The sequence below is a fragment of the Kitasatospora sp. NPDC053057 genome (genome assembly GCF_044546945.1).
Lineage (GTDB): Bacteria > Actinomycetota > Actinomycetes > Streptomycetales > Streptomycetaceae > Kitasatospora.
Genome location: NZ_JBITZP010000002.1, coordinates 26,833 through 39,939 on the forward strand (window position 1 = coordinate 26,833; position 13,107 = coordinate 39,939).

The 13,107-nt window shown below is 74.0% G+C and carries 7 protein-coding genes; 6 read left to right on the forward strand and 1 reads right to left on the reverse strand.

All coding sequences use genetic code 11. The features are described 5' to 3' along the window. The first annotated feature begins 363 nt into the window (after window positions 1-363). Together ACIG5E_RS02725 and ACIG5E_RS02730 are read left to right on the forward strand one after the other, a co-directional pair. The gene (locus tag ACIG5E_RS02725) at window positions 364-1,446 is read left to right on the forward strand and encodes an ATP-binding cassette domain-containing protein (protein WP_396531049.1); all 1,083 of its coding nucleotides are present in this window, start codon (window positions 364-366) and stop codon (window positions 1,444-1,446) included. Beyond that, entirely contained in the window at window positions 1,443-2,261 is an 819-nt protein-coding gene (locus ACIG5E_RS02730) for an ABC transporter permease (RefSeq protein ID WP_396531050.1), read from the forward strand. The genes ACIG5E_RS02725 and ACIG5E_RS02730 overlap by 4 nt, the downstream gene beginning before the upstream one ends. 89 nt (window positions 2,262-2,350) lie before the next feature. On the opposite strand, the gene ACIG5E_RS02735 is transcribed toward ACIG5E_RS02730, so the two are convergent. Beyond that, a complete protein-coding gene (locus ACIG5E_RS02735) occupies window positions 2,351-3,352 on the reverse strand; it encodes a LuxR family transcriptional regulator (RefSeq protein ID WP_396531051.1) in 1,002 nt (333 codons plus the stop codon). A gap of 164 nt (window positions 3,353-3,516) precedes the next feature. On the opposite strand from ACIG5E_RS02735, the gene ACIG5E_RS02740 reads away from it, so the two are divergent. The 4 genes from ACIG5E_RS02740 (at window position 3,517) to ACIG5E_RS02755 (ending at window position 13,104) form a co-directional block, all read left to right on the forward strand. Beyond that, on the forward strand, window positions 3,517-3,819 hold the full coding sequence (locus tag ACIG5E_RS02740) for a hypothetical protein (protein ID WP_396531052.1): 303 nt from the start codon (window positions 3,517-3,519) through the stop codon (window positions 3,817-3,819). Window positions 3,820-4,074: 255 nt separating this feature from the next. Then, window positions 4,075-4,239 carry a hypothetical protein gene (locus ACIG5E_RS02745; RefSeq protein ID WP_396531053.1) on the forward strand — a complete coding sequence of 55 codons (165 nt, stop codon included), beginning with the start codon at window positions 4,075-4,077 and terminating at the stop codon, window positions 4,237-4,239. A gap of 34 nt (window positions 4,240-4,273) precedes the next feature. Next, complete coding sequence (gene sbnA, locus ACIG5E_RS02750) at window positions 4,274-5,278, forward strand: 2,3-diaminopropionate biosynthesis protein SbnA (RefSeq protein WP_396531054.1); 1,005 nt, start codon at window positions 4,274-4,276, stop codon at window positions 5,276-5,278. Window positions 5,279-5,310: 32 nt separating this feature from the next. Next, the gene (locus ACIG5E_RS02755) at window positions 5,311-13,104 is read left to right on the forward strand and encodes an amino acid adenylation domain-containing protein (RefSeq protein WP_396531055.1); all 7,794 of its coding nucleotides are present in this window, start codon (window positions 5,311-5,313) and stop codon (window positions 13,102-13,104) included. The last annotated feature ends 3 nt before the right edge of the window (window positions 13,105-13,107 follow it).

Sequence of the window (13,107 nt, forward strand, 5' to 3'; positions counted from 1 at the left end):
GGCGACAGTCGGGTTCGGATGTGTCCTCACCGGCATGAGGGGGACCGGAGGAATACCCATGACCGTAGGCCCTCGCGAACGGGTGCGGGGCTCCTGGGAGTTGCAGCATCCTGCGGTGGCAAGCTGCTGCCAGCCGAGCCCGGCCGAAGCCCCTTACCGGGCCCGTTTCCCCGGTGCTACGGTCGGTTCCCGTTGAGGGACAGCCATTCGAGCGGGCCACATCCGAGTGAAGCCGGGCCGAAGTCGCGGGAGCGCCGACCGGCCGCCGAACGATTCCCGTGAATTCCGTGATTCCGCGCCGGAATGCGCTCCGGCGTCTTTTTCCGAACGATCCACCGACCCCCGTGAAAGGGGGAATGCATGATGGACACCGCCATTCGGGCGACCGGTCTCGGCAAGAGATACGGCGAGCACCACGCGCTGAGAGGCGTGGACCTGGAGGTGGAGGCCGGCACCGTGCTCGGCCTGCTCGGGCCCAACGGGGCCGGCAAGACCACCACCGTCCGGCTGCTGGCGACTCTGCTGGAGCCGGACCAGGGGCAGGCCGAGGTGGCCGGTTTCGACGTGGTCCGCCAGCAGCGCCAGGTGCGCCGCCGGATCGGCCTGGCCGGCCAGTACGCCGCCGTGGACGGGCTGCTCACCGGCCGCGAGAACCTCGAACTCCTCGGCCGGCTCCTGCACCTGGGCCGCAAGGGCGCCCGCGAGCGGGCGGCCGAGCTGCTCGCCCGGTTCGAGCTGGAGGACGCCGCCGAGAAGCCGGCCCAGACCTACTCCGGCGGCATGCGCCGCCGGCTGGACCTGGCCGCCGCGCTGATCGGGCGGCCCGAGGTGCTGTTCCTGGACGAGCCGACCACCGGGCTGGACCCGGCGAGCCGGCTGGTGCTCTGGGAGATGGTCCGCGAGCAGGTCGCCCAGGGGGTGACCGTGCTGCTCACCACCCAGTACCTGGAGGAGGCCGACTTCCTGGCCGACCGGATCCTGGTGATCGACACCGGCCAGGTGATCGCCGAGGGCACCCCCGACGAGCTCAAGCGCAAGGTCGGCGAGGAGTGGCTGGAAGTGGGTGTCGCCACCGACACGGCCCTGCCGCAGGCCCTCGCCGTGCTCGCCCCGGTGGCCGCCGCCAAGCCCGAGGTGGACCGCACCGGGCGCCGGATCACCGTCCAACTGGCCGACGGCATCGGCACGATCGCGGCCGCCGCGGTCGCGCTGGAGACGGCCGGCGTGCCGGTCACCGACTTCGCGCTGCGCCGCCCGTCGCTGGACGACGTGTTCTTCCACCTGACCGGGCGCGGCACCCAGGTGGGCCGGGCACCCGAGGAGGGCGCCCAGCAGCTCGAACAGGGCTCGGAGGGTGACGAGAACGGCGCGCAGGCCGAGAAGGCCGAGAAGGCCGAGCGGGAGCCGGTGGCCGCCGCCACCGCACGGACGGGAGACGAGCAGTGAGTGACATCGGCGCCTCGGCCGGCCTCGGCACGGCACTCGGCGACACCGCCGCGCTGATCGGCCGCCACCTGCGGCACCTGCGGCGCACCCCCGAGAAGCTCATCGCGATCACCCTGACCCCGGTGACCATGGTGGTCGTGCTCGGCTACCTGTTCGCCAGCGTGGTGACCGTGGCCGGCTCCGGCGAGTACCACGACTACGTGATGGCCGGGGTGTTCGCCCAGGTCGGCCTGACCTGCGTCGGCGTGGCCGCGCTGGGCGTGGCCACCGACCTGCGCACCGGCCTGATCGACCGCTTCCGCTCGCTGCCGATGGGCCGCTCCGCCGTGCTGGTCAGCCACACCGCGGCCGACCTGCTGACCACCGCCGCCGCCACCTTCGCGGTCACCCTGGCCGGCCTCGGCGTCGGCTGGCGGATCCACAAGGACGCCGGCTCGGCGGTGCTGGGCTTCGTGCTGGTGCTGGCCTTCGCCTACTCGATGCTCTGGCTGGGCGCGCTGGTCGGCATGCTGATGCGCAACGCCGAGGCGATCAACGGCATTTCGGCGCTGTTCCTGGTCGTGCTGTCGTTCCTGTCCAACTCGTTCATGCCGCTGTCCGGGCTGCCGGCCTGGCTGCGCGCGGTGGCCGAGTGGAACCCGGTGAGCCTGGTGGCCGCAGCCTGCCGCGAGCTGTGGGGCAACGCCCCGACGGTGGTCGGCTCCAGCCTGCCGGACCGGCACCCGGTGCTGCTCGCCGCGATCGTGGTGGCGGCCCTGCTCGCGGTGCTGATCCCGGTGAACCTGCGGGTCTACCGCACCGCGGTGACGCGTTGATGGAGCACGGGGCAGGCCGGTCCGGGCGAGGCGGTAGTTGTCCCGCCCGGACCGGCCGTTCGCGTGGGCGCGTGGGCTCAGGGCAGGCCCTAGCCCTCGCGCACCGACGCGCCGCCCTGCAGCAGACCGCGCTCGCCGGCGATCACCCCGGCCTGGAAACGGCTCCGGCCGCCGAGCCAGGCCATCAGCTCCGCGGTGATCCGGCGCGAGGTGCGCACCGAGACGCCCAGCTTGCGGGCCACCACCTCGTCGGTGTGGCCCTGCGCGAGCAGGCTGAGCACCGCCATCGTCTGCGGGTTGAGGCCCTCGGCCCCCCTGGCCGGGGCCTTCCCGTACGGGACGGCGATCTCCCAGACGTACTCGAACAGCGCGCAGAGCGCGGAGACCAGTCCGGGACCGGACAGCACCAGAGCCCCCACGCTGGTGTCGTCCGGATCGGTCGGGACGACCGCCACCTTGCGGTCGAAGATCACCAGGCGCATCGGGAGCGCGGGCGCGACCCGAACCCGGGCTCCCTTCTCCGTGAGCCAGTCCAGGTGGGCGATGGTGCCGCCGTCGTTGGCCGCGCTCTCCAGGTAGATGCTGCGCATCTGCACGCCGCGGTCGAAGACCGCCTGGTCGGCGGCCTGGCTCGCCTTACGGGCGGCCTGGGACTGCCCGCCGCCGGTGGCGAAGCCCATGATCTCGCCGGCGCAGGAGTGCGAGAGCTCCTCCAGCCGCAGCCGGATCTGGTCGACGCCCTCCAACTGTTCGACACCCAGGCCCCGTTCACCCTTGCGGCTCTCGGCGTACTGGGCGACGAGCTTGGCGGCCTCCAGCCGGCTCTGCGCGATCTGGTGCTGCCGCTCGGCGAGTTCGGCCTCCTGCCGGCCGATCAGCATCGCCAGGCTGACCTCCGGGTTGACCAGGAGGAGGTGACCGGGCTCCAGTTCGGAGTGCCTGATCAGGGTGAGCCGGGCCAGCCCGTCCAGGGCGTCCCGGACCCGTTGTTCGGGCCAGTCGAGATCCTGCGCGACCCCCGCGATTCCGAGCTCCGGCCGGGCCAGCACCGTCCGGTACACGGCCTCGGCATCGGGATCCAGTCCTAACACTGACAGCACCGCCTGCCCCCCCGATATTTCGAACCTGATAAAAGCGTCCCATCATCACCGGATCTCGGGGGCATGCTACGACACCTGGCTCAGAGCCACCCGAGGTTTCGGGTCAGGCCCTTTCCTACCGGCTTCGAGCGGGTCTACCCACGAGAGGATTTGACATGTATATCACTGTCGGACGTCTGGTTCGGGGTATGGTCGGGCCGGAACAGGTCACGCCCGACAAACTCGTCGAACTGCTCCGGAAGGCCGCCCTCCCGGGCGAGGGACTTGAGCACGTGTACGTCGAGATCGACCCCCTCGGCGCCGATCTCGTCTTCTTTCTCGGGCCACCGAAATCCGGAGAGCCGGATTCCGCCGCACGCCGAATCACCAGCCGTTGCCTACGGGACACGCCTGAACTGCGCGGATGGCGACTGGCGGCCCAATTCAGCGACGACCGGCTGCCGTTGTTGGAGGAGTGACACCGGGGGGCGGGGGCCCTGCAGGGTGTTGCCATAGCAGGACCCTGACAGTGGCGAACCATGGCACGGAACGTGTGTGCGAGACAGACTTGGTCACGCCGAAGGGGGCCGGAACCCCCTTCTCGCAGGATTAGAGAACCGGGCTCGCCTAGCCATTCAGCGCAGGATTCGAACCCGGTAGCGCACTCATCCGTTTCGCTGTTTCGCCGCCGCCTATTCCACGGCCCGCGACGTCTTTGCCACCGGGGGTTCACCATGAGCAGCATCACCGTTTTCGCCGGCCGCGCCGCCGCCCTCCTCGGCCTGCTGGCCGCCGGCATCACCCTCACCGCGCCGGCTGCCTGCGCCGCCACCACCGCCACCGCCCCGGCCGACGCGGTCACCGCCACCGTGCACGGCGACGACATCATCTGGGACTGACGTCCCGTCACTCGACGCGAAGGGGGACGGGCCGATGCCCATCATCAGAACACCGCAGGAGTTCAACGAGGATGAGCTCTTCGTCGACCTGCGGGCGATGTTCGACTACCCGCTGTACCTCAAGTGCGAGGGCTTCAACTTCGCCGGATCCGTCAAGCTCAAAGCCGCCCTCAGCATGGTCGACGCCGCCGAACGCGACGGGCGGCTGAACCGCGACTCCATCCTGGTGGAGTCCTCCTCGGGCAACCTCGGGATGGCGCTCAGCATGATCGCCTCCGTCCGGGGCTACCAGTTCATCTGCGTTGTCGACCCACGTACCAATCTGTCCACCCGCCAGCTCATCGAAACGCTCGGCGGCCATGTTCACATGATCACCGAGCCGTCGCCGGAAACCGGGTTCCTGGGCGCCCGGCTGGATTACGTCCGTGAGCTGTGCGCCTCCTCGCCCCGGTACGTGTGGCTCAACCAGCACGCCAACCCGGACAACTGGCGGGCCCACCACCGCACCACCGCTCCGTCGATCCACCGCCAGTTCCCCGACCTGGACGTGCTGTTCATCGGCGCCGGGACCACCGGGACGCTGATGGGCTGCGCCCGCTACTTCAAGGAGCACCGGCCGGCCACCCGGATCGTCGCGGTGGACAGCGTCGGTTCCGTCACCTTCGGCGGCGAACCCGGACCGCGGATGATCCCCGGCCTCGGCGCCGGCGTCCGACCGGCCCTGCTGGACGAGGACTTCGTCGACGACGTGGTGCACGTGCCCGAACTCGACACCGTCCGCACCTGTCACCGGCTCGCCCGCGGCGGCTTCCTGTTCGGCGGCTCCACCGGCACGGTGGTCAGCGGTGCCGCGGCCTGGCTGGCGGAGCACCGCGGCGGCAAGGACGTCGTCGCCGTCGCCGTCTCGCCCGACCTGGGCGACCGCTACCTCGACACCATCTATCAGAGCGCCTGGGTGCGCGACATCTACGGAGCCGACGCACTGGATGCGGTCGAGCGCCTCACGCCGCCCAACGCCATTGTCACGGGGGTAAGATGACGATGCGTCATGTCGCGCGTCTTTTTGAAACAGTGCATTCCGAAGAGCTCCCGCTGTCCGCCGCCCAGCGCGAGATGTGGTTCGCCCAGCAGCTCGACCCGGGCAACCCGGTGTTCACCATGGCGGACTGCCTGGAGCTGACCGGCCCGCTGGACCACGAGCGGCTGCGGGCCGCCTGGCAGCGCGTGCAGAACCGCACCGAGGCCCTGCGGGTGCGCTTCGTCGAGCGCGACGGACAGCCGGTGCAGCTCGTCGAGCCGCCCCACGAGCGCCCCCTCCCGGTGCTCGACCTGACCGGCGCGCCGGACCCGCTCGCCGCCGCCGAGGCGTTCCTGGAGACCGGCCGGCAGCTTCCGTCCACGCTCGGCCCCGACGCCTTCGCCGCCACCCTGCTGCTGATCGGCCCCGAACTGGCCTGGCTGTACGTGAAGGCCAACCACATCCTGGTGGACGGCTTCAGCCGCGCCCTGGTCTACGCCCGGCTCGCCGCCGAGTACGACCTGCCCGACGCCGAGCCGGCCGCCGACCCGACCCTCGCCGAGCTGCTCGCCGAGGAGAGCGACTACCTCGCCTCCCCCGCCCACCAGCGCGACCGCGCCTACTGGGCCGAGCAGTTGGCCGACGGCATCGAGCCCACCGTGCTCTCCGGCCACCTCGGCGCGCCCGCCCGCACCACCCTGCGCAGCACCGGTCTGATCCCGGCCGACACCGTCACCAGGCTGCAGGACGCCGCCTGGGCCGAGCGGGTCACCTGGCAGACCCTGCTGATCGGCGCCACCGCCGGCTGCCTGGCCCAGCTCGCCGGCACCGACCGGGTCGTGCTGACCCTGCCGGTCGCCGCCCGGACCACGCCGCTGGCGCAGTCCGTCCCCGGCATGCGCGCCAACTTCCTGCCGCTGCCGATCGCCGCCCACCCCGCGCTCGGTCGCGACGGCCTGCTCACCCAGGTCGCGGCCACCCTGCGCGGTACGCTGCGCCACCAGCGCCACCGGCACGACGCCATCCGCCGCGACCTCGGTCTGACCGGCGACGCCGGCCGCACCTTCGGCCCGACCGTCAACGTGCTGCAGACCGGCGGCGAGTTCGCCCTCGGCGAGTGCCGCGCGCTGGTCCGCAACCTGTCCACCGGCCCCGTCCCGGATCTGCAGATCCTGTTCCTGGACAGCGGCGAGGAGGGCTGCGAGCTGCGGATCGACGGCGACGCCGACCGCTACCCGCAGGAGCGCCTGGACCTCTTCCGCGACGCCCTGCTCGGCTACCTGGCCGAGTTCGCCACCGTCTCCACCGAACTGCCGATCGGCCGGATCGCCGCCCTGCCGAAGGCCGAGCGCGAACGCGTCCTGGCCGAGGGGAACGGCTACCGGCAGCAGCCCGAGGTCTTCACCGACGTGCTGCCCCGGATCCGCGAACTCGCCCTGGCCCGGCCCGGCGCGACCGCCGTCCAGGACGACGCCGGCCGGCTCGACTACGCCGAGCTGGTCGCCCGGGCCAGCGCCCTGTCCCGCCGGCTGGTCGCCGCGGGCGCCGGGCCGGACCGGCTGGTGGCCGTCGCCGCCGCCCCCGGCACCGGCTTCGTGACCGCCGTCCTCGGCGTGCTCGGCGCCGGCGCCGCCTGGCTGCCGCTGGACGTCCAGGCCCCGGCCGCCCGCGGCGCGGCGCTGGTCGAGGCCGCGGGCGCCACCGTCCTGCTGCACGGCGAGGACCAGCAGCCGTACGTCGACACCCTGCTCGGCGCGCTGCCCGGGGACCGCCCGGCCGTCCTGGTCCTCGACGACACCCGCGACGAGGAACTGCTGCCGACCGCCGGGGGCCCCGCCGAGCTGGCGTACGTCATCTACACCTCGGGCTCCACCGGCCGCCCCAAGGGCGCCATGGTGCACCGCGACGGCATGGTCAACCACCTGCTCGCCAAGCACGCCGACCTGGAGCTGTCCGAGGCCGACACCGTGGTGCACAACGCCCCGGTCACCTTCGACATCTCGGTCTGGCAGATGCTGAGCCCGCTGGTCGCGGGCGGGCGGCTGCGGGTGGTCTCCCGCGAGCTCGCCGCCGACCCGGGCGCGCTGTTCGCGCTCGCCGACGCCGAGGGCGTCACCGTGCTGGAGGTCGTCCCCTCGCTGCTGCGCGCCGCCCTGGACTCCTGGGAGGCCGGCGCGCCGATGCCCCCGCTGTCCGTGCTGCGCAAGCTGGTGGTCACCGGCGAGGCGATGCCCGCCGACCTGGCCCGCCGCTGGTTCGCGCTGCGCCCCGGCATCCCGCTGGTCAACGCCTTCGGGCCGACCGAGTGCTCGGACGACGTCACCCACGCCCTGATCGGCTCCCCGGAGGAGCTGGACTCGGTGCGCGCCCCGATCGGCCGCCCGGTCCGCGACACCCGGCTCTACGTCCTCGGCGACTCGCTGCAGCCCGTCCCGGCCGGCCAGCCCGGCGAGCTGTACGTCGGCGGGCGCGGCGTCGGCCGCGGCTACCTGAACGACCCGCGGCGCACCGCCGGGGCCTTCGTCGCCGACCCGTACACGGACGAGCCCGGCGCCCGGATGTACCGCACCGGCGACCGGGTGGTGCACCGGGCGGACGGGCAGCTGGAGTTCCTGGAGCGGGTCGACCACCAGGTCAAGATCCGCGGCCACCGGATCGAGCCCGGCGAGGTCGAGGCCGCGCTGCGCGCCGTCCCCGGCGTGGCCGACGCGGTGGTCACCGTCGCCCGGGACCCGTCCGGCGGCACCCGGCTGGTCGCCCACCTCGCCGGTGACGCCGACCCGGCCGCCGTCCGCGCCGAACTGGCCCGGACACTGCCCGACTACATGGTCCCGGCCGTGCTGGTGCCGATGGCGGCGCTGCCGCTGACCCCCAACGGCAAGGTGGACCGCAAGGCCCTGCCGGTACCGGACTTCAGCGCGCTGCGCCGCGAGCGGCGGGCCCCGGCCACCGAGCGCGAGGCGCTGCTGTGCGCGCTGTTCGCCGAGGTGCTGGAGCTGGACGAGGTCGGCGCCGACGAGGACTTCTTCGCGCTCGGCGGGCACTCGCTGCTGGCCGGCCGGGTGGTCACCGGGCTGCGCGCCCGGCTCGGCATCGAGCTGCCGATCCGCACCCTGTTCGAGGCACCGACCCCGTTCGCCCTGGCGCTCGCCCTGGACGGCGCCGAGCCGGCCCGGGAGGAGCTGGTGGCCGGCCCCCGGCCGGAGCGGATCCCGCTCTCCCCCGGGCAGCAACGGCTCTGGTTCCTCTCCCAGTTGGACGCCGCGGGCGCCACCTACCACCTCTCGCACGCGGTCCGGCTGACCGGCGCCCTGGAGCGGGCGGCGCTCGCCGAGGCGCTGGCCGACGTGGTGGCCCGGCACGAGAGTCTGCGCACCGTCTTCCCCGCCGAGGACGGGCGCCCGCACCAGCGGGTGCTGCCGGTCGGCGAGGCCGGGCCCGAGCTGCCCGTCGTCCCGTTCACCGGCCGCTCGGCCGAGGAGCTGGACGCCGAGCTCGCCGCCCGGGCCGGCACGCCCTTCGACCTGGCCGCCGAGCCGCCGCTGCGCGCGGTGCTGTTCGAGACCGGCGTCGAGGAGCACGTGCTGCTGCTGGTGCAGCACCACATCGCGGCCGACGGCTGGTCGGTGCGTCCGCTGGTCGACGACCTGCAGGCCGCCTACCGCGCCCGGCTGGCCGGCGGTGCCCCGGAGTGGGACGAACTGCCCGTCCAGTACGCCGACTACACCCTCTGGCAGCGCCGACTGCTCGGCGAGCAGGACGATCCATCGTCTCTGATGTCCCGTCAGCTCGATTACTGGGAAGCACAGTTGGCCGAGCTGCCGGAGGAGCTGGCACTGCCCGTCGACTTCCCGCGCCCGGCGGTGCCCAGCTACCGGGGCGCCACCGTGCCGCTGCGGCTGGACGCGCAGACGCACCGCGCGCTGGCCGCACTGGCCCGGGAGTCCGGCGCCAGCCCGTTCATGGTCGTGCAGGCGGCGCTGGCCGTGCTGCTCGGCAAGCTCGGCGCCGGTACGGACATCCCGCTCGGCACCCCGGTGGCCGGGCGCACCGCCCAGGCCCTGGACAGCCTGGTCGGCTTCTTCGTCAACACCCTGGTGCTGCGCACCGACCTGGACGGCGACCCGACCTTCCGCACCCTGGTCGGCCGGGCCCGGGAGACCGTGCTGGCCGCCCTGGCCCACCAGGACGTGCCGTTCGAGAAGCTGGTCGACCGGCTCGGCGCCGGCCGCTCGCTGGCCCGCCAGCCGCTCTTCCAGGTGATGCTCGCCTTCCAGAACAACGCCGCGGCCCGCCCCGAGCTGCCCGGCCTGACCGCCGAGGTCAGCCCGGTCGGCACCGGGACGGCCAAGTTCGACCTGGCCTTCGAACTCGTCGAGCGGTACGACGGATCGGGCGAGCCGGACGGCCTCACCGGCACCCTGGAGTACAGCACCGACCTGTTCACCGAGCGGACCGCCCGCGGCCTGGCGGACCGGCTGGCCCACCTGATCGGCCTGCTGACCGGCGATCCCGACCGGCCGCTCAGCGGACTGGACGCCCTGCTGCCCGAGGAGCGCGAGCTGCTGCTCGGCTCCTGGAGCGGGGCCGCGACCCCGACCACCGTCGGTGCGGTCCAGCTGCCCGCGCTGTTCCAGGCGCAGGCGCACCGCGCGCCCGAGCGGCCCGCGCTGCGCTGGTTCGAGGGCGGCGTCGTGCGCGCCGAGGTCGGCTACGGCGAGCTGAACGAGCGCGCCAACCGGCTCGCCCACCACCTGATCGCCCTGGGCGCGGGCCCCGGACGGATCGTCGCCCTGGCGCTGCCGCGCACGGTCGACGCGGTCGTCGCGGTGCTCGCGGTCCTCAAGACGGGCGCGGCCTACCTGCCCGTCGACCCGGCGTACCCGCGCGAGCGGATCGCCTACCTGCTGGAGGACTCCGCTCCGCTGGCGGTGCTCAGCCACAGCTCGGTGGCCGGACGGCTGCCGGAGCAGGTGGCCTCACCGGTGCTGCTATTGGACGACCCGGCGACCGCCGCCGCGATCGCCGGTGCCCCCGCGCACGACCCGGAGGACGCCGAGCGGGTCGCCCCGCTGGGGCCGGACCACCCGGCGTACGTGATCTACACCTCCGGCTCCACCGGCCGCCCCAAGGGCGTGCTGGTGCCGCACCGGGCGGTGGCCGCGCTGGCGGCCGAGCACGACCGCTTCGGCGTCGGCGAGGGCACCCGGCTGCTGCAGTTCGCCTCGTTCAGCTTCGACGCCGCCGCCTGGGAGCTGCTCACCGCGCTGCTGGGCGGCGCCGTCCTGGTGCTGGCCGCGGAGGCCGACCGGGCGCCCGGCGAGCCGCTGGCCGAGCTGGTCGCGAAGGCCGGCATCGAGGTGGTCTGCCTGCCGCCGACGGTGCTCGCCGCCTGGCCGGTCGGGATGCCGATGCCCGAGGGCCTGACCCTCATCACGGCCGGCGAGGCCTGCCCGCCCGAGCTGGTGGAGCGCTGGTCCGCGGGCCGGCGGATGCTCAACGCGTACGGCCCGACCGAGACCACGGTCTGCGCCACCGTCAGCGAGCCACTGGCCGGAGCGGTCAAGCCGCCGATCGGCCGACCGCTGGCCGGCGCCCGGGTGTACGTGCTCGACGAGGCGCTGCGGCCCACCCCGCCCGGCGTGATCGGCGAACTGTACGTGTCCGGCGCCGGGGTGGCCCTCGGCTACCTGCACCGGCCGGAGCTCACCGCCCAGCGCTTCACCGCCGACCCGTACGGCGGCCGGGACGACCGGATGTACCGCACCGGTGACCTGGTGCGCTGGACGGCCGACGGCCAGCTGGACTACGTGGGCCGGGTCGACGAACAGGTCAAGCTGCGCGGCTTCCGGATCGAGCTCGGCGAGATCGAGACCGCGCTGCTCGCCCGGCCGGGCGTGGAGCAGGCCGCCGCGGTGGTCCGCGAGGACCGCCCCGGCGACAAGCGGCTGGTCGCCTACGTCACCCCGGCCGACCTGCCGGTCGGCGAGCTGCGGGCGGCGCTCGCGGCGGAGCTGCCCGACTACCTGGTGCCGTCCGCGTTCGTCCCGCTGGAGACCCTGCCGCTGACCGGCAACGGCAAGCTGGACCGCCGGGCGCTGCCCGCGCCCGACTACGCCGCCGCCTCCACCGGCCGGGCCCCGGCCGACGCCCGGGAGGCCGCGTTCTGCGCGGTCTTCGCCGAGGTGCTCGGACTGCCCGAGGTCGGCGCCGACGACGGGTTCTTCGACCTGGGCGGCGACAGCATCGTCTCCATCCAGCTGGTCAGCCGGGCCCGCGCGGCCGGGCTGGTGGTCACCGCGCAGGACGTCTTCACCCACCGGACCCCGGCGGCGCTGGCCGTGGTGGCCCGTGACGGCGAGGACGAGGGTGCGGTCGCCACGGTCGGCACCGAGGACGGCGTCGGCCCGCTGGGCCAGCTGCCGATCGGGCACTGGCTGCGCGAACTCGGCGGACCGGTGGACGGCTTCCACCAGGCCGTCCTGGTCCGCACCCCGGCCGACGCCACCCGGGAGTCGCTGACCGCGGCCCTGCAGGCGCTGCTGGACCACCACGACGGGCTGCGGATGCGGCTGCTGCCGGACTGGTCGCTGCTGATCACCGAGCCCGGCACGGTCGACGCCGGCGCGCTGCTGCGGATCCTCGACGGCCCGGCCGCCGACTGGCCCGCCGAGGCGGTCGCCGCCCGGCAGCGGCTGGCGCCCGGCGAGGGCGTGATGGTCCAGGCGCTGTGGCACCCCGTCGGCGGCGAGCTGCTGCTCACCCTGCACCACCTGGTGGTGGACGGGGTGTCCTGGCGGGTGCTGCTGCCCGATCTGGCCCGGGCGCACGCGGCCGTCCTGGCGGGCGAGCCGGTGCGACCGCAGCCGGTCGGCACCTCCCTGCGGCACTGGTCCGGACTGCTGGAGCGGACCGCGGGCACGCCCGAGCTGCGCGCCCAACTCGACTGGTGGCGCGCCGAGTCGGCCGGTGAGGAGGCCCCGCTGGGCCACCGGCCCGCCGACCCGGCGGTGGACACCGTCGCCACCGCCCGTACGCTGCACCGCACCCTGGACGGCGACACCACGGCGGCGCTGCTCACCGAGGTCACCGGGGCGTTCCACGCCGAGGTGAACGACGTGCTGCTGACCGCCCTGGCGCTCGCCGTCGCGGACTGGCGGCGGCGCACCGGGCGGCCGCAGGGGCCGGTGCCGGTCGAGCTGGAGGGCCACGGGCGCGAGGAGTTCGCCCCCGGCGTGGACCTGTCCCGCACGGTCGGCTGGTTCACCACCGCCTACCCGCTGCGGCTGCACCCGGGCCCGGTGGACCTGGCCGAGGCGCTCGCCGGCGGCCCGGCCGCCGGACACAGCCTCAAGCTGGTCAAGGAGCACCTGCGGATGGTGCCCGGGCACGGGCTCGGCTGGGGCCAACTGCGGTACCTGGACGAGGAGAGCTCGCAGGAGCTGTCCGGCGCCGCCCGGCCGCAGCTCGGCTTCAACTACCTGGGCCGGATGCCCGCGCCCACCGGCGAGGACTGGTCGCTGACCGAGCAGTCCGCCGCCCTGGCCGCCGGGGCCGACCCGGAGATGCCGCTGCCGCACGTCCTGGACGTCAACGCGGTGACCGAGGACGGCCCGGACGGACCGCGGCTCAGCGCCCGCTGGACCTGGGCCGGCCAGGCCCTGTCGCAGTCCGACGCCGAGGACCTGGCCGAGGGCTGGTTCCAGGCCCTGCGGGCCCTGGTGCGGCACACCCGGGAGCCCGGCGCCGGCGGCTGGACGCCGTCCGACCTCGACCTGGTGGCACTCAGCCAGGACGAGATCGACGAATTCGAGGACGACATGGACGACTGGGGGGACGAGCTGTGACCA